Source organism: Streptomyces sp. NPDC002754 (assembly GCF_053592315.1).
In genome coordinates, this window is record NZ_JBSFVM010000024.1 from 16007 (window position 1) to 37892 (window position 21886).

20 protein-coding genes are annotated in these 21886 nt (G+C 70.7%); 16 read left to right on the forward strand and 4 right to left on the reverse strand.

The window, feature by feature from the left end; genetic code table 11:
- Window positions 1-27 precede the first annotated feature (27 nt).
- On the reverse strand, window positions 28-1836 hold the full coding sequence (locus tag ACWD2L_RS31510) for a glycoside hydrolase family 15 protein (RefSeq protein WP_351342266.1): 1809 nt from the start codon (window positions 1834-1836) through the stop codon (window positions 28-30).
- 522 nt (window positions 1837-2358) lie between these two features.
- Here ACWD2L_RS31510 and ACWD2L_RS31515 point away from each other — a divergent pair.
- The 11 genes from ACWD2L_RS31515 (at window position 2359) to ACWD2L_RS31565 (ending at window position 15391) form a co-directional block, all read left to right on the forward strand.
- On the forward strand, window positions 2359-4053 hold the full coding sequence (locus ACWD2L_RS31515) for a CTP synthase (protein WP_351342229.1): 1695 nt from the start codon (window positions 2359-2361) through the stop codon (window positions 4051-4053).
- Between the two features lie 118 nt (window positions 4054-4171).
- Entirely contained in the window at window positions 4172-4810 is a 639-nt protein-coding gene (locus ACWD2L_RS31520; protein ID WP_351342231.1) for an NUDIX hydrolase, read from the forward strand.
- Window positions 4811-5288: 478 nt separating this feature from the next.
- Window positions 5289-7271 (forward strand): tetratricopeptide repeat protein, encoded by a 1983-nt coding sequence (locus ACWD2L_RS31525; RefSeq protein ID WP_351342268.1) that lies wholly within the window; start codon window positions 5289-5291, stop codon window positions 7269-7271.
- A 144-nt stretch (window positions 7272-7415) separates the two neighbouring features.
- Entirely contained in the window at window positions 7416-8531 is a 1116-nt protein-coding gene (ald, locus tag ACWD2L_RS31530; protein WP_351342233.1) for an alanine dehydrogenase, read from the forward strand.
- A gap of 342 nt (window positions 8532-8873) precedes the next feature.
- Window positions 8874-10052 carry a ParA family protein gene (locus ACWD2L_RS31535; RefSeq protein WP_351342235.1) on the forward strand — a complete coding sequence of 393 codons (1179 nt, stop codon included), beginning with the start codon at window positions 8874-8876 and terminating at the stop codon, window positions 10050-10052.
- Window positions 10037-10615 (forward strand): hypothetical protein, encoded by a 579-nt coding sequence (locus ACWD2L_RS31540; RefSeq protein WP_351342236.1) that lies wholly within the window; start codon window positions 10037-10039, stop codon window positions 10613-10615. The genes ACWD2L_RS31535 and ACWD2L_RS31540 overlap by 16 nt, the downstream gene beginning before the upstream one ends.
- Window positions 10616-10642: 27 nt before the next feature.
- A complete protein-coding gene (locus tag ACWD2L_RS31545) occupies window positions 10643-11677 on the forward strand; it encodes a segregation and condensation protein A (protein ID WP_351342238.1) in 1035 nt (344 codons plus the stop codon).
- A 20-nt stretch (window positions 11678-11697) separates the two neighbouring features.
- The gene (gene scpB / locus ACWD2L_RS31550; RefSeq protein WP_351342269.1) at window positions 11698-12339 is read left to right on the forward strand and encodes an SMC-Scp complex subunit ScpB; all 642 of its coding nucleotides are present in this window, start codon (window positions 11698-11700) and stop codon (window positions 12337-12339) included.
- Between the two features lie 10 nt (window positions 12340-12349).
- Complete coding sequence (locus ACWD2L_RS31555; protein ID WP_351342240.1) at window positions 12350-13543, forward strand: pseudouridine synthase; 1194 nt, start codon at window positions 12350-12352, stop codon at window positions 13541-13543.
- Window positions 13544-13622: 79 nt separating this feature from the next.
- A complete protein-coding gene (locus tag ACWD2L_RS31560) occupies window positions 13623-14384 on the forward strand; it encodes an NUDIX hydrolase (protein ID WP_351342242.1) in 762 nt (253 codons plus the stop codon).
- Window positions 14381-15391: an ADP-ribosylglycohydrolase family protein gene (locus ACWD2L_RS31565; RefSeq protein ID WP_351342244.1), complete on the forward strand. Its 1011-nt coding sequence runs from the start codon at window positions 14381-14383 to the stop codon at window positions 15389-15391. The genes ACWD2L_RS31560 and ACWD2L_RS31565 overlap by 4 nt, the downstream gene beginning before the upstream one ends.
- 13 nt (window positions 15392-15404) lie before the next feature.
- Here ACWD2L_RS31565 and ACWD2L_RS31570 read toward each other — a convergent pair whose 3' ends face one another.
- The 3 genes from ACWD2L_RS31570 to ACWD2L_RS31580 are packed head-to-tail and all read right to left on the reverse strand — an operon-like array spanning window position 15405 to window position 17150.
- Window positions 15405-15869, reverse strand: a complete 465-nt coding sequence (locus ACWD2L_RS31570) for a Rieske (2Fe-2S) protein (RefSeq protein WP_351342246.1) — start codon at window positions 15867-15869, stop codon at window positions 15405-15407.
- Window positions 15866-16444 carry a DUF6529 family protein gene (locus ACWD2L_RS31575; protein WP_351342248.1) on the reverse strand — a complete coding sequence of 193 codons (579 nt, stop codon included), beginning with the start codon at window positions 16442-16444 and terminating at the stop codon, window positions 15866-15868. Before ACWD2L_RS31575 ends, ACWD2L_RS31570 begins: the two co-directional genes overlap by 4 nt.
- Before the next feature lie 34 nt (window positions 16445-16478).
- On the reverse strand, window positions 16479-17150 hold the full coding sequence (locus tag ACWD2L_RS31580) for a hypothetical protein (RefSeq protein ID WP_351342250.1): 672 nt from the start codon (window positions 17148-17150) through the stop codon (window positions 16479-16481).
- 227 nt (window positions 17151-17377) lie between these two features.
- On the opposite strand from ACWD2L_RS31580, the gene aroH reads away from it, so the two are divergent.
- The 5 genes from aroH to der all read left to right on the forward strand — a co-directional run bounded on the left by aroH (window position 17378) and on the right by der (window position 21829).
- The gene (gene aroH / locus ACWD2L_RS31585) at window positions 17378-17740 is read left to right on the forward strand and encodes a chorismate mutase (RefSeq protein ID WP_351342251.1); all 363 of its coding nucleotides are present in this window, start codon (window positions 17378-17380) and stop codon (window positions 17738-17740) included.
- Window positions 17737-18822 (forward strand): prephenate dehydrogenase, encoded by a 1086-nt coding sequence (locus ACWD2L_RS31590; RefSeq protein WP_351342253.1) that lies wholly within the window; start codon window positions 17737-17739, stop codon window positions 18820-18822. The genes aroH and ACWD2L_RS31590 overlap by 4 nt, the downstream gene beginning before the upstream one ends.
- A 113-nt stretch (window positions 18823-18935) precedes the next feature.
- Complete coding sequence (gene cmk / locus ACWD2L_RS31595) at window positions 18936-19628, forward strand: (d)CMP kinase (RefSeq protein WP_351342255.1); 693 nt, start codon at window positions 18936-18938, stop codon at window positions 19626-19628.
- Window positions 19625-20272, forward strand: coding sequence for a lysophospholipid acyltransferase family protein (locus ACWD2L_RS31600; RefSeq protein ID WP_351342257.1), 648 nt, complete (start codon window positions 19625-19627; stop codon window positions 20270-20272). The genes cmk and ACWD2L_RS31600 overlap by 4 nt, the downstream gene beginning before the upstream one ends.
- 81 nt (window positions 20273-20353) lie before the next feature.
- Window positions 20354-21829 carry a ribosome biogenesis GTPase Der gene (gene der / locus ACWD2L_RS31605; RefSeq protein WP_351342259.1) on the forward strand — a complete coding sequence of 492 codons (1476 nt, stop codon included), beginning with the start codon at window positions 20354-20356 and terminating at the stop codon, window positions 21827-21829.
- The last annotated feature ends 57 nt before the right edge of the window (window positions 21830-21886 follow it).

Consider the following 21886-nt stretch of genomic DNA (forward strand, 5'->3'; position numbering starts at 1 on the left):
ATCTCCGCCCCCGCCCGTTCCCGCGCTCTACCCTGCGTACGCGCCCGAAGACGTCAGCCGCAGTGCCGTGTCGATCAGTGGCACGTGGCTGAACGCCTGCGGGAAGTTGCCGACCTGGCGCTGCAGCCGCGGATCCCACTCCTCGGCGAGCAGGCCCAGGTCGTTGCGGAGCGCGAGCAGCCTCTCGAACAGCTTGCGGGCCTCGTCGACCCGGCCGATCATCGCGAGGTCGTCCGCCATCCAGAACGAGCAGGCGAGGAACGCCCCTTCGTCACCCGGAAGACCGTCGACACCGGCGTCGTCGCCGTCCGTCGGGTACCGCATGATGAAGCCGTCCGGCGTCGACAGTTCCCGCTGGATCGCCTCGATGGTGCCGATGACCCGCTTGTCGTCGGGCGGCAGGAAGCCCATCTGCGGAATCAGCAGCAGCGACGCGTCCAGCTCCTTGCTGCCGTACGACTGAGTGAAGGTGTTGCGCTCCTTGTCGTAGCCCTTCTCGCAGACGTCCCGGTGGATGTCGTCGCGCAGGTCGCGCCACTTCTCCAGCGGGCCGTCCGCGTCCCCGGACTCGATGAGCTTGATGGTGCGGTCCACGGCCACCCATGCCATGACCTTCGAGTGCACGAAGTGCCGGCGCGGACCGCGCACCTCCCAGATGCCCTCGTCCGGCTCGTCCCAGTGGCCTTCGAGGTACCGGATGAGCTTGAGCTGGAGCAGCGAGGCGTAGTCGTTCCTCGTGAGGCCCGTCATGTGCGCCAGGTGCAGCGCCTCGGTGACCTCGCCGTACACGTCGAGCTGGAGCTGGCCCGCCGCCCCGTTCCCGACGCGTACGGGCGTCGAGTTCTCGTAGCCGGGCAGCCAGTCGAGCTCGGCCTCGCCCAACTCCCGCTCGCCCGCGATGCCGTACATGATCTGCAGGTTCTCCGGGTCGCCCGCGACCGCCCGCAGCAGCCACTCGCGCCAGGCCCGCGCCTCCTCCCGGTACCCGGTGCGCAGTAGGGAGGAGAGGGTGATGGCGGCGTCCCGCAACCACGTGTACCGGTAGTCCCAGTTCCGTACGCCGCCGATCTCCTCGGGCAGCGAGGTCGTCGGCGCGGCGACGATGCCGCCGGTCGGCGCGTAGGTCAGGGCCTTGAGGGTGATGAGCGAGCGGACGACGGCCTCGCGGTACGGGCCGTGGTACGTGCCGTGCTCCACCCACTGCTGCCAGAACTCCTCCGTCGCCGCGAGGGCGGACTCGGGGTCGGGCACCGGCGGCTGCCCCTTGTGCGAGGGCTGCCACTGGATGGTGAAGGCGACCCGGTCACCGGGCGCCACCGTGAAGTCCGAGTACGTCGTCAGGTCCTTGCCGTACGTCTCGGTCTCCGAGTCCAGCCACACGGAGTCGGGCCCGGCCACGGCGACCGTACGGCCGTCCACCTTGTGCACCCAGGGAGTGATCCGGCCGTAGCTGAAGCGCATGCGCAGCGCGGAGCGCATCGGCACGCGCCCGCTCACGCCCTCCACGATCCGGGTCAGTTGGGGTGCGCCGTCGCGCGGCGGCATGAAGTCGGTGACCCGGACGGTGCCGCGGGGCGTGTCCCACTCCGACTCCAGGACGAGCGTGTCGCCGCGATATCCGCGCCGCGCCGCTCTCGGTGGCTCGGCATCGGACGCGTGGGCGGGACCCAGGCGCCAGAAGCCGTGGTCCTCGGTGCCGAGCAACCCGGCGAAAATGGCATGCGAGTCGAAGCGGGGCAGGCACAGCCAGTCGACTGTGCCGTCCCGGCAGACCAGGGCGGCGGTCTGCATGTCTCCGATGAGTGCGTAATCCTCGATGCGCCCGGCCACGTGCATCTCCAGTCGAACGGCCACGGTTGCAGGAAAAAGGTGGAGCGAAAGGTTGTGGGGTGAGGGATGAGACGACGGATCGTGCTGTCCCGTTGATACGCCGTCCGGATACGTGCTTGTCAAACGAACTGATGAGCCGGTCGTTCCGGGTGGGATCGCGGCGAACGGACGGAGTGTTCCGATGCACGGTGGGGTACGGGCGGGGGTGTTGCCGTCGTGACGCCGTTTTCCGTTGTGACTCGCCAGCCGAGTGTCCGAGCAGGATACGACGCGCTCAAGTGATCCGCGTGCCGCTCACTGCATCGCGTCTGGGCCGTACGGGTGAGTGTCAGGACCTTGTCCCACCTGCGTGGTGGGCCGTGCGCGGAGCGTGGCCGGAAGCAGCCTCCTCTTGTCGCTGATACCCTGGTAGCCCGTGAGCCGGTGGTCATAGAACCCCCGAACCGCAGCGACGGCGCCTCCCGAAAACTCGGGCGAGCGCGTCGGCCCGCACCCCACGACCGCGACCACGGGAGCCCCCTCTTGGCCATGCAGCCGAAATCCTCGACGACCAAGCACATCTTCGTCACTGGGGGTGTCGCCTCGTCCCTCGGTAAGGGCCTCACCGCCTCCAGCCTCGGCATGCTGCTCAAGGCCCGTGGCCTCCGCGTCGTCATGCAGAAGCTCGACCCGTACCTGAATGTCGACCCTGGCACGATGAACCCCTTCCAGCACGGCGAGGTGTTCGTCACCAACGACGGCGCCGAGACCGACCTGGACATCGGCCACTACGAGCGCTTCCTCGACATCGACTTCGACGGCTCGGCCAACGTGACCACCGGCCAGGTGTACTCGCAGGTCATCGCCAAGGAGCGGCGCGGCGAGTACCTGGGCGACACCGTCCAGGTCATCCCGCACATCACGAACGAGATCAAGCACCGCATCCGCCGCATGGCGACGGACGAGGTCGACGTCGTGATCACCGAGGTCGGCGGCACCGTCGGCGACATCGAGTCGCTGCCGTTCCTGGAGACCGTCCGCCAGGTCCGCCACGAGGTCGGCCGTGACAACGTGCTGGTCGTCCACATTTCCCTCCTGCCGTACATCGGTCCTTCGGGTGAGTTGAAGACGAAGCCGACGCAGCACTCGGTTGCGGCTCTGCGCAACATCGGTATCCAGCCGGACGCCATCGTGCTGCGCAGCGACCGTGAGGTCCCGACCGCGATCAAGCGCAAGATCAGCCTGATGTGCGACGTCGACGAGGCCGCGGTCGTCGCCTGCCCCGACGCCCCCTCGATCTACGACATCCCGAAGGTCGTGCACGCAGAGGGCCTGGACGCGTACGCCGTCCGCAAGCTGGACCTGCCGTTCCGAGACGTGGACTGGACGCAGTGGGACGATCTGCTCGGCCGCGTCCACAAGCCGGACCACGAGATCGTCATGGCCCTGGTCGGCAAGTACATCGACCTGCCCGACGCCTACCTGTCGGTGACCGAGGCGCTGCGCGCGGGCGGCTTCGCCAACCGGGCCAAGGTCAAGATCAAGTGGGTCACCTCGGACGACTGCAAGACGCCGGCCGGTGCCAAGAAGACGCTCGGCGACGTCGACGCGATCTGCATCCCCGGCGGCTTCGGCGACCGCGGCGTGGCCGGCAAGGTCGGCGCGATCCAGTTCGCCCGCGAGAACAAGATCCCGCTGCTCGGTCTCTGCCTGGGCCTGCAGTGCACGGTGATCGAGGCCGCGCGGAACCTGGCCGACATCCCGGACGCCAACTCGACGGAGTTCGACGCCGCGACCGCCCACCCGGTCATCTCGACCATGGCGGAGCAGCTCGACATCGTCGCCGGTGAAGGCGACATGGGCGGCACGATGCGGCTCGGCATGTACCCGGCGAAGCTCGCCGAGGGCTCCATCGTGCGCGAGGTGTACGACAACAAGGAGTACGTCGAGGAGCGCCACCGTCACCGCTACGAGGTGAACAACGCGTACCGCGCCGAGCTGGAGAAGAAGGCGGGCCTGCAGTTCTCCGGCGTCTCCCCGGACGGCAAGCTCGTCGAGTACGTCGAGTACCCGCGCGAGGTCCACCCGTACCTGGTCGCCACGCAGGCGCACCCGGAGCTGCGCTCGCGTCCGACGCGTCCGCACCCGCTGTTCGCCGGTCTGGTGAAGGCGGCCGTGGAGCTCAAGGTCGCTGCCGCGAAGGGCGGCTCGGCCGGTTCCGCGGGGGCCAAGAAGGCCAAGTAAGGGCTCTGCGGGGCCTGTCGCACCAGCGATGTACGGTTACCGGGGTGTACGCCTTTTTGCGGCGTGCGCCCCGGTTTCTTATGAGTACCGCTCATGCGTACGTAGGAGGGCTTTCGGTATGACGGCCAACACGCCGCTCGTGGACACCGCCGAGGAGTGGGAGGTCCGGGCGACCGACACCCCCTTCGTCGGGAACAAGACCTCCGTGCGCACGGACGACGTCGTGATGCCGGACGGCTCCGTCGCCCGGCGCGACTACCAGGTGCACCCCGGCTCGGTGGCCGTGGTGGCCCTCGACGACCAGGACCGGGTGCTCCTCCTCAAGCAGTACCGGCACCCCGTGAGCATGAAGCTCTGGGAGATCCCGGCGGGCCTGCTCGACATCCCCGGTGAGAATCCGCTGCACGCGGCGCAGCGCGAGCTGTACGAAGAGGTGCACGTCAAGGCCGAGGACTGGCGGGTCCTCACGGACGTCTACACGACGCCGGGCGGTTGCTCCGAGGCCGTACGCATCTTCCTCGCGCGGGACCTCTCCGAGGCGGACGGCGAGCGGTTCGAGGTGGAGGAGGAAGAGGCGGACATGGAGTTCGCGCGGGTGCCTCTGGCGGAGCTGGTGCGGGGTGTGCTCGCGGGTGAGCTGCACAACAACTGCCTTGTGGTAGGCGCGCTTTCGCTTGCGGCGGCTCTGGCGGGTGACGGTCTTGACGCCCTCCGCCCGGCGCTGGCGGAGTGGCCGGCGAGGCCCTTCGAGGCGTAACCCCTCCGGGGTGGGCCGAATCAAGCCCCTGCGGCGATTGAGCAGCGGGGTCCGGGGCGGAGCCCCGGGACCGTAACCACGCCGGGGCATGGGCCTCCGATTCGGCGCGCGGCACCGGGGGCCGCCTTGCCCACCCTGCCGCCCGATGGGGTCTCCCCTGCTCGAGGTTGTTCGAGAGCTTGGGGAAGGCAGATTGCCCAAGGCGGCGGAGCCGGTCGGACCATCCGCTGATCCGATCAGGCGACATGGGCGCGCCGTCCGCCAGGGGGAGCCGGATCCGCTCAACTAGGCTCGGGAACGCCCCTGCCGATCCCCGCCAGGGGCTGGGTGAGACGGAGCGTGGCCCGTGACGGATCAGGCGGTCGAGTCGGACGACGTGACGGAGGTCGATTCGGCCCCCGGACGGTCCCGCAAGCGGCGTCGCACCCGTCGGGGAAAAGAGGTGGCGGAGCGTCAGTTCCTGGGGCGCAAGCGGGAGTTGGCTCAGCTCAGGTCCGACATCGAGCGGGCCGGGCTCGACACGCTCTCGGGGCGCAAGACGCCGCGTGCCCGGGTGCTCCTGATCGCCGGCCGCCCGGGCACGGGACGTACCGCCCTCGCCGAAGAACTGTTGCGGGACGTCCGCGAGCAGTACCCGGACGGCACCCTCCAGACCCGCCTCACTGCCCCCGACGGCACCCCCGTCCCCACCGAACGTGTCCTGCGCGATCTGCTCGACGCCCTCGAACTCCCCGCCCCGCCGGGCGAGACCGCCGACGACCTGTCCGAGCGGCTGCGCGAGGGCCTCGCGGTGCGCCGCGTGGTGCTGCTGCTCGACGACGCGGTCAGCGCCGAGCAGGTCGACCCGCTGCTCCCCGACACCCCGGACTGCCTCGCCGTGGCCGTGGCCGAGGGCCCGCTCACCGGCATCCCGGACGTGCGGCCCTGCACGCTCGGGGGCCTCGACACCAAGGCCGCCCTCGAACTCCTCACCCGGCACACCGGTTCGGTCCGTGTCACCTGCGACCCGCGCTCGGCGGAGTCCCTGGTGGAGCTGTGCGGGGCGGGACCCGCCGCCCTGGAGATCGCGGGGGGCTGGCTCGCCGCGCGCCCCAAGGAGTCCGTCGCCGATCTGGCCAAGCAGCTGCACGCCTTGGAGCCGGACGGTTCCGCCCTCGCGCGCGTGTTCCGGTTCGCCTACGAGTCATTGCCCGGTCCCGCCGCCCGGATACTGCGCTACCTGTGCCTCGCCCCCGAGGCCTGCGTCGACCCGCACACCGCGTCGGCGCTCGCCGGCTGCTCGGTCGCGGCGGCCCACTCCACCCTCGACGCCTTCGTCACGCTCGGCCTGGTCCGCGGCGTGGACTCCGAGCTGCCGCAGTACGAGGTGCCGGGCTGCCTCGCGCCGTTCCTGCGCGGCCTCACCGAGACCGTCGACCGTCCTGCCGAGGTGCAGCTGGCCCGCGCCCGGATGCTGGAGCGGACCGTGCGGCTGCTCACCTCGTGCCGCGCCGTCACCGAGCCCTTCGACTCTCCGGCCCGCAAGAAGCTCGCGGGACTGCCGAGCGCCCTGCGCTTCGCCGACCGGGAGGCGGCCGCCGAGTGGCTGCGCGCGCGGCAGCCCGCGCTGCTCGCCGCGGCCCGCCTCGCCGTCGCCGACGGGGAGTTGGACACGCTGGCCCGGCGCCTCCTGGCCGCTCTCGTACGGGCGATGGTGGCGCACCGGGGGACCGAGGACGCGGCGGCCGAGCTGTACGGGATCCACCGGCTCGTGCTCGACGTCGCCGAGCGCAGGAACCTGCCGAGGGAGAAGGCCGCGGCCCTGCTCAACCTCGCCGACCTCGACGCCAGGACCGGCCGCACGCACGAGGCGCTGGCCCGCTACCGGGCCGCTCTCGACGCGGGGCGCGCCGCGCGGGACCCGTACGCGACGGGCCGCGCGATGGAATCCGTAGGCGGCGCCCACCAGTCGCTCGGGGACTGGCAGCGGGCCGCCGACTGGTACGGGCGGGCCCTCGCCCAGCGGCTCACGCGAGGCGAGCGGGCCGACGCCGCGCGCCTCCATGGACGTATCGCGGGAGTCCACACCTACGCGGGCCGCTACGGCGAGGCGCAGCGGTCCCTGCGCTCGGCCGTCGCCGGGTACCGCAAGGAGGGCGATGTGCCCGCGCAGGCACGGGCGTTGAGCGAACTGGCGCGGGTGCTCGAATACGCAGGCCGGCCCGAGGAGTCGCTGCACACCTGCCAGGAGGCGGTCGAGTGGGCGCGCCAGGCCGGGGACGTACGGCTGCAGGCCGCGCTCCAGCTGCGCCTCGCCGACACGCTGGACCGGCTCGGCGACCCCGCCGCCGCCAAGCTGCACCGGGGTGCGGCCGAGCGCATGCTGGGAGAGGAGCTCACCGGCGCTGTCGGAGCGGAAGCAGATCCTTCGGAACAAGCCGCTAACACCTGCGAAATCCGTAGCACATCCGCAGAAGATTGATGCATCGAAAGGCTAGACAGCTCAAAGACCTTCATTAGACTGGCTCTGCCGCGGCCATCCGTGGCGTCTCCCGGTGCGTCCTGCGGTGTGCCGGTATGCAGTGCATTGCCCGTTGAATCCCTGAGCCAAGGACCGTGATCGACGATGAAGGTCGGCATCCCCCGCGAGGTCAAGAACAACGAGTTCCGGGTGGCCATCACCCCCGCCGGCGTCCATGAGCTGGTACGCCACGGCCACCAGGTCTTCGTCGAGCAGAACGCCGGAGTGGGCTCCTCGATCACGGACGACGAGTACGTCTCGGCCGGTGCGCGGATCCTCCCCACCGCCGACGAGGTCTGGGCCACGGCGGACCTGCTGCTGAAGGTCAAGGAGCCGATCGCGGAGGAGTACCACCGCCTCCGTAAGGACCAGACGCTCTTCACGTACCTGCACCTGGCCGCGTCCAAGGAGTGCACGGACGCGCTCCTGGAGTCGGGCACGACCGCCATCGCGTACGAGACGGTCGAGACCGCGAACCGCCAGCTGCCGCTGCTCGCCCCGATGTCCGAGGTCGCGGGCCGTCTCGCCCCGCAGGTCGGCGCCTACCACCTGCTGGCCGCCAACGGGGGCCGCGGTGTGCTGCCCGGCGGCGTTCCCGGTGTGCACGCGGGCAAGGCCGTCGTCATCGGCGGTGGCGTCTCCGGCTGGAACGCCGCGACGATCGCCATCGGCATGGGCTTCCATGTGACCCTGCTCGACAAGGACATCAATAAGCTTAAGGAAGCCGACAAGATCTTCGGCACGAAGATCCAGACGGTCGTCTCCAACGCCTTCGAGCTGGAGAAGGCATGCCTGGAGGCCGACCTCGTCGTCGGCGCCGTTCTGATCCCCGGCGCCAAGGCGCCGAAGCTGGTCACCAACGAGCTCGTGTCCCGCATGAAGCCCGGGAGTGTCCTTGTCGACATCGCGATCGACCAGGGCGGCTGCTTCGAGGACTCACACGCGACCACGCACGCCGAGCCGACCTTCAAGGTGCACAATTCGGTCTTCTACTGCGTCGCCAACATGCCCGGCGCGGTGCCGAACACGTCGACGTACGCGCTGACCAACGCCACGCTCCCGTACATCGTTGAGCTGGCCAATCGCGGCTGGGCCGAGGCTCTGCGCCGCGACGCGGCCCTCGCCCTGGGCCTCAACACCCATGACGGCAAGGTCGTTTATAAGGAGGTCGCGGAGGCGCACGGCCTCGAGCACCTCGAGCTGGAGAGCCTCCTCGGCTGACCCGCCTCGAGGGCGACGTCAACAAAAGTCGTCAATCTCACGCCTACGGCCGGACCTTGCGAGGGGTCCGGCCGTACGTGTAGGGGAAAGGTACGGGTCCGGACATGGTCAACTCGCCTTGAACGTAACCCTTTACCCGATTCGCACGGCGACGAAATGCACCGAAGAGCCGTCGTACGCCCTTGACATGAGGGTGTTTCGTTACCGACACATCGTGCCGGGTCCGGCGGATTGTGTTGCTGCGGAGTGGTGACACGCCATAGAGTCGCCAACCGTCGGCATGGTGCCACGCTGACCTATCGATAAATGTTCCTGGCTACATCCAAGGAGGTAAGACGACTTGTGAATGAGTCGACATTTACTCCCGGAGGTGGCCAGCCAGGCGGACAGGTTCCCGCGGGGCTTCAGGCTGTCGGCCCCGTCGCTGTGCGTACCTTCACTGCCCACCAGAGCAGTTATCAGGGCATCCCCCAGCAGACGCCGACGCAGACAGCAGCCCAGAGCATGGATGGCCATCACGTGAACGCCATGGCCGGAGACCGAAGTGGCGACACACAAAGCCACTTCGCCGACTACGACGCCCTGCCCGAGGGGTCTTTCTACGACCCCGACGCCGAATACGAGCCGGACCCCGAGTACGCGGCCACGCTCGCACCCGACGCTGCACGCCAGCGCCGCGAGCGCGTCGGCCCCACCGGGCGTCCACTGCCGTACTTCCCGATTCCAGGACCGCTGACGGACCACGGCCCGGCGAAGATCATCGCGATGTGCAACCAGAAGGGCGGCGTCGGCAAGACCACGTCGACCATCAACCTGGGTGCCGCGCTCGCCGAGTACGGCCGCCGGGTCCTGCTCGTCGACTTCGATCCACAGGGAGCCCTGTCGGTCGGCCTCGGCGTGAACCCGATGGAGCTCGACCTCACGGTCTACAACCTGCTCATGGAGCGGGGGATGGCCGCGGACGAGGTCCTGCTGAAGACCGCGGTTCCGAACATGGACCTGCTTCCCAGCAATATCGACTTGTCCGCTGCCGAGGTGCAGTTGGTCAGCGAGGTGGCGCGCGAGTCCACGTTGCAGCGGGCGCTCAAGCCGCTGATGGCCGACTACGACTACATCGTGATCGACTGTCAGCCCTCGCTCGGCCTGCTGACCGTGAACGCGCTGACGGCCGCTCACAAGGTCATCGTCCCGCTGGAGTGCGAGTTCTTCGCGCTGCGTGGTGTGGCCCTGCTGACCGAGACGATCGAGAAGGTCCAGGAGCGGCTCAACCCGGACCTGGAGCTCGACGGGATCCTCGCCACCATGTACGACTCGCGGACCGTGCACAGCCGTGAGGTGCTCGCGCGCGTGGTCGAGGCGTTCGACGACAACGTCTACCACACGGTGATCGGCAGAACCGTTCGCTTCCCGGAGACCACGGTCGCCGGTGAGCCGATCACCACGTACGCCTCGAACTCGGTCGGTGCCGCGGCCTATCGCCAGCTCGCCAGGGAGGTGCTCGCCCGGTGTCACGCCGAGTGAGTCTGCCGGGGGCCGACGAACTGTTCCGTACGACCGGGGGCATGGGGCTGCAATCGTCGTCGCCACGACGCCCGGCGAACGGGGAGGCGCGGGTCCCCCCGCCTGCCGGGGAGAGCGACGAGGCGGCGGCCTCGTCCGACAGCGAAGAGGAGGCGGGACCCGCCTCCTCCGGTTCCGGTGAGCACTCCGCCGCCGAGGCCGAGTCGGACGCCGGGTCGCGGACCCGCGGCGCCGCCGCGGACGGCGCGGAGAAGGCGGGGCGCAGGGCCTCCGGGGCGCAGGAAGGTTCCGGTGGGCGAGGCTCGTCCGCTGCGGCGCGGAAGCGGGCGCGTGCGGCCAACCGGCGGCCCAGTGGGCGTGAGCGGCACGACGAGAAGATCACCGTGTACGTCTCCGCCGAGGAACTGATGGACCTCGAGCACGCGCGGCTCGTGCTGCGCGGTGAGCACGGGCTCGCGGTCGACCGGGGGCGCATCGTGCGCGAGGCGGTCGCCGTGGTCCTGGCCGACCTGGAGTCCCGTGGGGACGCGAGCATTCTTGTGCGTCGGCTGCGGGGGCGCTAGGCGCTGGGCGGGTAGCGTCCTGGGTTGATGTCCGTCAACGAATCCTCCGGTCCGCCGTCGCAGCCGCCGTCGGCGGGTCGTCGGCGTGCGCTCGGCCGGGGTGCGGTCTCTGCACCTGAGCCGGTGCCGGTGCCGTCGGAGCCTTCGGGCGGGACCGGGGGCCGCCTTGCCCACCCTGCCGCCCAAGGCGGCAGCTTGCCCAAGGCGGCGGAGTCGGCGGAGGCTGAGGCCGAGGTCGATGACGGGAAGTTCAAGGTTCGGCTCGATAATTTCGAGGGGCCGTTCGATCTTCTGCTGCAGCTCATCTCCCGGCACAAGCTCGATGTCACCGAGGTCGCGCTGTCCAAGGTCACCGATGAGTTCATGGCCCACATCCGGGCCATGGGGGCCGACTGGGACCTCGACCAGACGACGGAGTTCCTCGTCGTCGCCGCGACACTGCTCGATCTGAAGGCCGCCCGCCTGCTGCCCACCGCCGAGGTGGAGGACGAGGCCGACCTGGCCCTCCTGGAGGCGCGGGACCTGCTGTTCGCGCGGCTGCTGCAGTACCGCGCGTACAAACAGATCGCCGATATCTTCAGCGGGCGTCTTGAGGACGAGGCGCGGCGCTATCCGCGGACCGTCGGGCTCGAACCGCACCACGCCGAGCTGCTGCCCGACGTCGTCATCAACATCGGCGCCGAGGGATTCGCCAAGCTGGCCGTGAAGGCGATGCAGCCGAAGCCCAAGCCCCAGGTGTACGTGGAGCACATCCACGCGCCGCTGGTGAGCGTGCAGGAGCAGGCCCAGTACGTGGTGGCCCGGCTGAAGGAGGTCGGCGAGGCCCCGTTCCGGGAGCTCGTGGCCGACACCGACGACACGCTCACCGTCGTCGCCCGGTTCCTCGCGCTGCTCGAGCTGTACCGGGAGAAGGCCGTGGGGCTGGAGCAGGAGACCGCGCTCGGGGAGCTGATCGTGCGCTGGACCGGCGGCGACGGCGTCGAGGAGCCCGTGGTCACGGACGAGTTCGACCGGGCGCCGGAGGTGCCCGAGGTGCCCGAGCGGAAGGAGGCCGCCCCGTGAGTGAGCACGTGAGCGAGCGCATGAGCGAGCAGGACCCCGGTGGCGTGGCGGAGCTCGACCTCAAGCCCGCCCTGGAAGCCGTACTCATGGTGGTCGACGAACCCGCCACCGAGGAGCATCTGGCCAAGATCCTGCAGCGGCCCAGGAGGGCCGTGAGCGACGCTCTGCGGGAGCTGGCCGACGAGTACCGCATGCAGGGGCGCGGCTTCGAGCTGCGGCTCGTGGCGGGCGGCTGGCGGTTCTACACCCGGCCCGAGTACGCCGCCGCCGTCGAGGGCTTCGTGTTGGACGGGCAGGTGGCGAGGCTCACTCAGGCGGCTCTGGAGACCCTCGCCGTCGTCGCGTACCGGCAGCCGGTCAGCCGTTCCCGGGTCTCCGCGGTGCGCGGAGTGAACTGTGACGGGGTCATGAGGACCCTGTTGCAGCGGGGTCTGGTGGAGGAGGCGGGCGCGGAACCCGAAACAGGTGCGATCCTGTACAGGACGACGAACTATTTCCTGGAGCGGATGGGCCTGCGCGGCCTGGACGAACTGCCGGAACTCGCGCCCTTCCTCCCCGAGGCGGACGCGATCGAGGGCGATACGCAGGAAGGGATTCCGTCGTTCGACCCGGACGCACCCGATGCACCGGGTTCGGAGTCCATCGAGCAGACAGCCGACTAACGGAAATTTGATGCGAAGCAGTAGCGGCAGGAACAGCAGCGGAAACAACGGCGGGAGCCGTGGTGGCAACAGCAGCGGCCGCGGCGGGAACAGCGGGGGCCGCGGTAACCAGCGCGGCGCCGGCAACAACCGCGACGACAGGCGCGGCGGCAGCAGCAACCGCGACGACAGGCGTGATGACAAGCGCGACGACAAGCGTGACGACAGGCCCGCTCGCCCGAAGCGGCCGCGCCCCGAGGAGAGGCTCTACGACGTAGGCCCGAACGCCTCGAGGGAGGGTTCGAAGTCGGGCCGCGGCGCCTCCGCGCGCGGTGGTGCCAAGGGCGGGCCCAAGCGCGGGCAGCAGCCGCCCACGGGCCGGGCCGCGCGTACGGCTCCCTCCCGTTCGCGTGAGTACGAGACGCGGACCGAGGAGCGCAACCGCGAGCGGTACGCGGGCAAGCCGGAGGTCAAGCTCCCGAAGACCTTCCCGGGCGCCGAGCAGGAGGGCGAGCGGCTGCAGAAGGTGCTGGCCCGTGCCGGTTACGGCTCGCGGCGCGCCTGCGAGGAGCTGGTCGACGAGTCCCGTGTCGAGGTCAACGGCGAGATCGTGGTCGAGCAGGGGCTGCGCGTCGACACGGAGAAGGACGAGATCAAGGTCGACGGCCTGACCGTGGCCACGCAGTCGTACCAGTTCTTCGCGCTGAACAAGCCGGTTGGTGTCGTCTCCACGATGGAGGACAACGAGGGGCGGCAGTGTCTCGGGGACTACACGAACAACCGTGAGACGCGGCTCTTCCACGTCGGACGGCTGGACACCGAGACCGAGGGCGTCATCCTGCTCACCAACCACGGTGAGCTGGCCCACCGCCTCACACACCCCAAGTACGGCGTGAAGAAGGTCTACCTCGCGCACCTCGTGGGCCCGATCCCGCGCGACCTGGGCAAGCGGCTCAAGGACGGCATCGAGCTGGAGGACGGGTACGCGCGTGCGGACCACTTCCGCATCGTCGAGCAGACCGGCAAGAACTACCTGGTCGAGGTCACCCTGCACGAGGGGCGCAAGCACATCGTGCGGCGGATGCTGGCCGAGGCCGGCTTCCCGGTCGACAAGCTGGTGCGGGTCGCCTTCGGCCCGATCACGCTGGGCGACCAGAAGTCGGGCTGGCTGCGGCGGCTCTCGAACACCGAGGTCGGCATGCTGATGCAGGAGGTCGACCTGTAGGTCGTACCTTCGCGGGTCTTGTGTGCGGCGACCCCCTCCTTTTAGAGTCCATTGGACCAATAAGGGAGGGGGTCTCCGCATGTCCGACAACGGTCTGCCCGGCACTGGCCCAGTGGCGGGTTACGACAAGCACGCCTACGAGCCCTTCGCCGTCACCGTCGACCTGGCCGTGTTCACGCTCAGGTCGGGGCGGCTGCACATCCTGCTCGTCGAGCGCGGTCACGAGCCGTACGCGGGGCGCTGGGCGCTGCCCGGCGGGTTCCTGGAGCCGCACGAGTCCGCGGAGGACGCGGCGCGGCGCGAACTCGCCGAGGAGACCGGGCTCGCCGATGTCGCCGGGCTGCATCTGGAACAGCTGCGTACGTACAGCGAACCGGGGCGCGATCCCCGGATGCGCGTGGTGTCCGTCGCGTTCGCCGCGCTCGTGCCGGACGCCCCGCAGGCGCACGGCGGCGGGGACGCGGCGCGGGCCGCCTGGCTGCCGTACGAGGCGCAGGGCCCGCTCGCCTTCGATCACGACCGGATCCTCGCCGACGCCCAGATCCGGATCGGCGGGAAGCTCGAGTACACCTGCCTGGCCACCGCGTTCTGCCCGCCCGAGTTCACGCTCGGCGAGCTGCGGCAGGTCTACGAGGTGGTGTGGGGGACCGACCTCGACCCGGCGAACTTCCGGCGCAAGGTGCTCGCGACGCCCGGCTTCGTCGAGCAGATCCCCGGCGCGTCCCGGCTCACCGGCGGGCGCGGCAAGCCCGCGGCGCTGTACCGGGCCGGCGACGCCACGTCCTTGCATCCACCGCTGCTGCGCCCCGCGCACGAGCCTTCGGAAGGAACCCGCCGATGACGAAGACCGCCGCCACCGGATCGCTGCTCGGCCTCGCCCTCGGGGACGCCCTCGGCTACCCGACAGAGTTCAGCGACGTACCCGCCATCCTCGCCGGGCACGGGCCCTGGCGGCAGATGGAGCTGCCAGGCCACCCCGTCGCGTACATCACCGACGACACGCAGATGGCGCTCGCCGTGGCGCGGGCGCTGCGCTCGAGCGGGGTGCCTCTCTCGCCGGAGCGCTTCGAGGGGCCGCTGCGCGGGGAGTTCGTCGACTGGTACCGGTCGCCCGACAACGACCGGGCGCCCGGCAACACCTGCCTGCGCGCGTGCGGGCTTCTGGAGACCGGGAGCCGGACCTGGCAGGACGCCAGCCAGATCCACTCCAAGGGCTGCGGGGCCAATATGCGCGTCACCCCGCTCGGGCTCGCCCCCGGCCTGAGTGACGAACAGCGGGCGGGCGGCGCCCAGTTGCAGGCGGGGCTGACGCATGGCCACCCCACGGGCCTCGCCGCCGCCGACCTCACCGCGCACGCCGTACGCCTCCTCGCCGAGGGCGCGGAGCCGACGGGCCTGGTCGGCCTGCTCCGCTCCTACGCCTACGAGAACCGGGAGACGTACCACGAGGCCTGGCTCGGTGACCTGTGGCGGCGTGGAGAGCAATCGACGCCGCAGAGCTTCATCGCGCACGGCTGGGACGAGTGCCTCGGCGTCCTCGACCGGCTGCGGGACGCGCTGCGCGAACCGTCCCCCGAGACCGACCCGTGCCTCGCCACGGGCGCCGGCTGGATCGCCGAACAGGCGCTGGCCACTGGTCTGTTGTGTTTCCTGATGTTCGTCGACGAACCGGTCCTGGCCCTGCGCCGAGCCGCCTGCACCTCCGGCGACTCGGACTCGATCGCGGCCCTCGCCGGGGCGTTCGCGGGCGCCCACCTCGGCGCCGGCGCGTGGCCGAAGGAGTGGGTCGAACGTATCGAGCACCGGGACGAGCTGCTGGAGTTCGGGGCGGGGTGGGACGTGGCGTGAGGCGCGGCGCCCGTCAGGTCAGCGTGATCGAGTCCCCGGTGACCTTGATCTGGCGGGTGTCCAGGGGGCGGGGGGCCGGGCCACCCGCCACCGAGGCGTCGGCGACCTTGAACTTGGAGCCGTGGCAGGGGCAGTTGATGGTGCCGCCGGAGACGTCCTTGACGGTGCAGCCCTGATGCGTGCAGGCCGCGGAGAAGGCCTTGAAGTCGCCCTTGGCCGGCTGGGTCACCACGACCTTGTCGGCGGGGAAGACCTTGCCGCCGCCGACGGGGATGTCGGAGGTCTTCGTCAACTCCTTTGCCGCGGGCGGCTTTTGGGAGCCTCCGTCGGTCGGTTTCGAGGCCGAGGCGGTGGTCTCCGACGTGGACGCCTGCTCGCCCCCGCCGCCCTGGTTCTCGTCGCCGTACTTGCTGCAGCCCGCCGCCAGGGCCGCCGCGCCCGCGACCAGGACGCTCCTGCGGGACGCGGTGCGCCTCATGTCGTCACTCCCACCGTCCGGAAGAACCACAGCGCCGACGTCAGCCACAGCAGCGTCAGGACCGCGAACGCGAGACCGCCCACCACCGGCAGCAGCCAGCCCGGCAGCCGCTCCGTGCGCAGCAGCAGCATCTTGGCGCTGAACGCCCCGAAGAAGAAGCAGCCCAGGAGCGAGTGCCACATGACCCGTGTCGAGTACGTCTGGTAGCCGAGCGCGTAGAGGCAGTGCACCGCCACCGGGACCGCGAGAAGAAACGCGATCCGGCCCGACCAGCGGTGCAGCACCGGTGCCCAGGACGGGCCGCGCAGCTTCCCGTAGACCATGAACGCCGAGACGATCTGGACGAGCGCGAAGGCGAAGGCCGCCGTCGCCAGCCAGGACTTCACCGCGCTCGTGCTGGAGAAGCCGGCGAGGTTGAACGCCGTGCCCTCCGGGTCGTGCACCTTGCCGTACGCGCCGAGCGCCACGGCCACCACCGCCGCGACGAGCGCGGGGACCAGATAGCGGGCCGCGGACGGGCGGCGGTGGTCGGGGTTCGGGAAGCTCTGGGTGGCGGCGTTCGGGTCGACGGTCATGGGAGCCCTCTCTGAACGGCTCGGCGTGTGCTGCTCAGGGGACGACCGGGCGGGCCGTCAGGCGGTCGCCGTCGACCGTGACCGCCCCCGAGTCCGGGTCGATGCGCGGCGCGGCGGACGGCTTGTCGTCGCGGCGCACGATGCCCACCTGGCGGCCGTCGGGCAGCACGATCCAGCCGCCGTCGATCTTCGCGCCGCGCACCTCGGTGGTCGCGCGGTACAGGCCGGACGGCTTGACGGCCTTCTTCGCCGTGAAGCCGTAGGGGTGCTTGTCGATGGTCGTGGTGCCGCGCACCCGATCGCCGGCGAGCCTGCCGTCCAGCTTCGCGCCGTGCTTGCCGGAGAGCTTCATCTCGCCGTCTTCCTCGACGTTCCCCTTCAGCCACGACTCCTTGGAGCGGCCGTCGCAGAAGTAGGCGATCGCCTTGTCGCCGCGCACGGATATGGAGATCGCGGACGTGTCGTCGTCGGTGCGGCCCGCGTAGCCCGTCTTCGGGCGGGCCGTCCGCGTCGGGCTCGCCTCCGAAGGTTTCGTGGGCGACGGGCTCGCCTTGGAGGGCGACGCGGAGGCGGACGGCGTGACCGTCGCCGCGGGAGCCTCCCCGTACGACGAAGTGCCCTCGCCGGTCGTCGCGTTGAGCGACAGCACGAACAGGCCGAGGGCCAGTCCGGCGAGCAGTGTGAACAGCGGCCCGGAGCGCTTCATGGCCGAGCCTCCCCCCGAGGCGGCAGCGGTACCGCCTCCATGCAAGCAGCTTCGGCCGGGTGGCGACAGGGGGCGGTTCGGGTGACATTGAGGTGGTCCGGGTTTCCGGCGCCCCAGAGGCGGGCGTCTCGGTAGACGGGCGCCGTGCACCCCCGCCTCCCACCTTGATTACGCTGGTCTCCTATTCCGATTGCGTGTACGCAGAAGATCAGCAAAGGGGCAGTGACGTGGCGGTACGAGCGGTCCGGGGCGCCGTCCAACTCGAACGGGACGAGGCCGGCCACATGGACGAGCAGGTGAGCGAGCTGCTCACCGCCGTCCTTGAGCGCAACGAGCTGACCGCCGACGACCTGATCTCCATCTGGTTCACGGCCACGCCCGATCTGCACTCCGACTTCCCGGCGGCCGCCGCCCGCAAGCTCGGCATCGTCGACGTACCGCTGATCTGCGCGCAGGAACTCGACATCGCCGGCGCCCTGCCGCGCGTCGTCCGGATCCTCGCGCACATCGAGACCGAGCGGCCCAAGGCCGAGGTCGCGCACGTCTACCTCGGCGCGGCGGCCACCCTCCGCAAGGACATCGCCCAGTGAGAACCGCACTCGTCGTCGGCACCGGCCTGATCGGCACCTCCGCCGCCCTGGCCCTCGCCTCGCGCGGCGTCACCGTGCACCTCGTCGACCACGACCCCGGGCAGGCCCGCACCGCCGCCGCGCTCGGCGCCGGGACCGACGAGGCGCCCGAGGGACCCGTCGACCTGTGCATCGTGGCCGTGCCGCCCGCGCACGTCGCCACCTCGCTCGCCGACGCGATGCGCCGCGGCCTCGCCCGCGCCTACATCGACGTCGCCAGCGTCAAGGGCGGCCCGCGCAGCGAGCTGGAGGAGCTGGGCCTCGACCTCACCCCGTACATCGGTACGCACCCGATGTCGGGCCGTGAGCGCAGCGGCCCGCTCGCGGCCGACGCCGACCTCTTCGAGGGGCGGCCGTGGGTCCTGACCCCGACCCGCGACACGGACACCGAGGTCCTGAACCTCGCCCTGGAACTGGTCGCCCTGTGCCGGGCCGTCCCGGTCGTCATGGACGCCGACGCCCACGACCGGGCCGTCGCGCTCGTCTCGCACATGCCGCACCTGGTCTCCAGCATGGTCGCGGCCCGCCTGGAGAACGCCGAGGACGCCGCCGTCCGGCTGTGCGGGCAGGGCATCCGTGATGTGACACGGATCGCCGCATCGGACCCGCGGATGTGGATCGACATCCTCTCCGCGAACCCGGGCCCGGTCGCCGACCTGCTCTCCGCCGTCGCGGGCGACCTGGAGGAGACCGTGCAGTCCCTGCGCTCCCTGCAGTCCTCCGACGACGCCAAGCGCCGCGAGGGCGCGGACGGCGTCGAGACGATGCTGCGGCGGGGCAACGCGGGCCAGTCCCGGGTCCCCGGCAAGCACGGCGCGGCACCGGCGGCGTACGAGATCGTGGCCGTCCTCATCTCCGACCAGCCGGGCGAGCTGGCCCGGATCTTCGCCGACGCGGGCTCGGCCGGCGTCAACATCGAGGACGTGCGGATCGAGCACGCGACCGGGCAGCAGGCCGGTTTCGTCCAGCTCATGGTGCAGCCGGCGCAGGCGCCGAAGCTGGCCGCGGCGCTGCGCGAGCGCGGCTGGGCGATGCGTCAGTAGCGGGGCCGGTGGAGGCACGTAAGAAGGGGTCTTCCGGAGCCAGTAACCTTGTGCGGGGCGCTCCCGCGCCCCGCACCCATGCCCCCGTGCACTGAGAAAGGTGTCCGTCACCTATGGAAACCGCCGCGACCGCCGCCGCAGCAGTGATCGTCGCCATCGACGGACCCTCCGGCACGGGCAAGTCGAGCACCTCCAAGGCCGTCGCCGCGCAGCTCGGCCTGAGCTACCTGGACACCGGCGCCCAGTACCGGGCGATCACCTGGTGGATGGTGAACAACGGCATCGAGTTGGACGACCCGTCCGCGATCGCCGCCGTCGCCGGCAAGGCCGACATCGTCTCCGGCACCGACCCGGGCGCCCCCACCATCACGGTGGACGGCACGGACGTCGCCGCCCCGATCCGCACCGGCGAGGTCACCTCCAAGGTCAGCGCCGTCAGCGCCGTCCCCGAGGTGCGCGCCCGGATCACCGAGCTGCAGCGCACCATCGCGCTCGGCGCCGAGAAGGGCATCGTCGTCGAGGGCCGCGACATCGGTACGACCGTGCTGCCCGACGCCGACCTGAAGATCTTCCTCACCGCCTCGCCCGAGGCCCGCGCCGCCCGCCGCTCCGGCGAGCTCAAGGGCTCCGACGTGAAGGCCACGCAGGAGGCCCTCGTCGCCCGTGACAAGGCCGACTCGAGCCGCAAGACGTCGCCGCTGGCCAAGGCCGACGACGCCGTCGAGGTCGACACCAGCGACCTCACGCTGCAGCAGGTCATCGAGTGCGTCGTCACGCTGGTCGAGGAGAAGCGAGCCTCCAAGTGACCGATGCGCCCTCCGAGCGAGGCGCCGAAGTGGGTCGGCGCATCGGCGTCGGCCTCATGTACGGGCTGTGGAAGCCGCGGGTCCTGGGATCCTGGCGGGTCCCGGCGGCCGGTCCGGTGATCCTCGCGGTGAACCACTCCCACAACATCGACGGCCCCATGGTCATGGGCGTCGCTCCGCGCCCGACGCACTTCCTGATCAAGCAGGAGGCGTTCGTCGGACCGCTCGGCCCCTTCCTCGAAGGGATCGGGCAGGTCAAGGTCGACCGCACGAGCGCGGACCGCACGGCCATCACCCGGACGCTGGGCGTCCTCGCCGACGGCGGCGTTCTCGGCATCTTCCCCGAGGGCACCCGGGGCGAGGGCGACTTCGCGTCGCTGCGGGCCGGACTCGCGTACTTCGCGGTGCGCAGCGGGGCGCCGATCGTCCCGGTCGCCGTCCTGGGAAGCACGGAGCGGTCCGGACGGTTGATAAAGCGGCTGCCCCCGCTCAGAAGCCGGGTCGACGTCGTCTTCGGCGACCCCTTCGAGGCGGGCGACGGCAGCGGACGGCGTACCCGCAAGGCCCTCGACGAAGCCACCGTACGCATCCAGGCGCGGCTCAGCGGCCACCTGGACGATGCCAGGCGCCTGACCGGGCGCTGAGCGAGACTTTCAGTAGTGGAACGCGGCACACGAAACGGCGGTCCACCGATCACCACGAATGAACGACGAGGTACGGACTTCATGAACGACCAGATCCAGCCCGAGGGATCCCCGGAGCACGAGCACGGGGAACTCGGCGACGCTGAGTACGCGGAGTTCATGGAGCTCGCCGCGGAGGAGGGCTTCGACCTCGAGGACGTCGACGGCGCGCTCGACGACGCGGGCCACGGCCCGCTGCCCGTCCTCGCCGTCGTCGGCCGCCCGAATGTCGGCAAGTCGACCCTGGTGAACCGCATCATCGGGCGCCGCGAGGCCGTCGTCGAGGACAAGCCGGGTGTCACGCGTGACCGCGTCACCTATGAGGCCGAGTGGGCGGGCCGCCGCTTCAAGCTCGTCGACACCGGCGGCTGGGAGCAGGACGTCCTCGGCATCGACGCGTCCGTGGCCGCGCAGGCCGAGTACGCGATCGAGGCCGCCGACGCCGTCGTCTTCGTCGTCGACGCCAAGGTCGGCGTCACCGACACCGACGAGGCCGTCGTGCGCCTGCTGCGCAAGGCCAACAAGCCGGTCGTGCTCTGCGCCAACAAGGTCGACGGCCCGAGCGGCGAGGCGGACGCCTCGTACCTGTGGTCCCTCGGCATCGGCGAGCCGCACCCGGTCTCCTCGCTGCACGGCCGCGGCACCGGCGACATGCTCGACGCCGTCATCGCGGCCCTCCCCGAGGCCCCGATGCAGACCTTCGGCGGTGCGGGGCTCGGCGGGCCGCGCCGGATCGCCCTGATCGGCCGCCCGAACGTCGGCAAGTCCTCGCTCCTGAACAAGGTGGCCGACGAGGACCGCGTCGTCGTCAACGAGCTGGCGGGCACCACCCGCGACCCCGTCGACGAGCTGATCGAGCTCGGCGGCATCACCTGGAAGTTCATCGACACGGCGGGCATCCGCAAGCGCGTCCACCTCCAGCAGGGCGCCGACTACTACGCGTCGCTGCGCACCGCCGCCGCCGTGGAGAAGGCGGAGGTCGCGGTCATCCTGATCGACGCCTCCGAGTCGATCTCCATCCAGGACCAGCGGATCGTGACGATGGCGGTCGAGGCGGGCCGCGCGATCGTCCTCGCGTTCAACAAGTGGGACACCCTCGACGAGGAGCGTCGCTACTACCTGGAGCGCGAGATCGAGACCGAGCTCGGCCAGGTCGCCTGGGCGCCCCGGGTGAACGTGTCGGCGCACACCGGCCGCCACATGGAGAAGCTGGTCCCCGCGATCGAGGCCGCCCTCGACGGCTGGGAGACGCGCATCCCGACGGGCCGGCTCAACGCCTTCCTCGGCGAGCTCGTCGCCTCCCACCCGCACCCGGTCCGCGGCGGCAAGCAGCCCCGCATCCTGTTCGGCACGCAGGCCGCCTCCAAGCCGCCCCGGTTCGTGCTCTTCGCCTCCGGCTTCATCGAGCACGGCTACCGCCGCTTCGTGGAGCGCCGCCTGCGCGAGGAGTTCGGCTTCGAGGGCACGCCGATCCACATCTCCGTACGCGTGCGTGAGAAGCGCGGCAGGAAGAAGTAGCGGTCCCTTGAAGTAGGCAGCTCGGACGAACGCCGCCGGTGGAGACATCCACTCGGC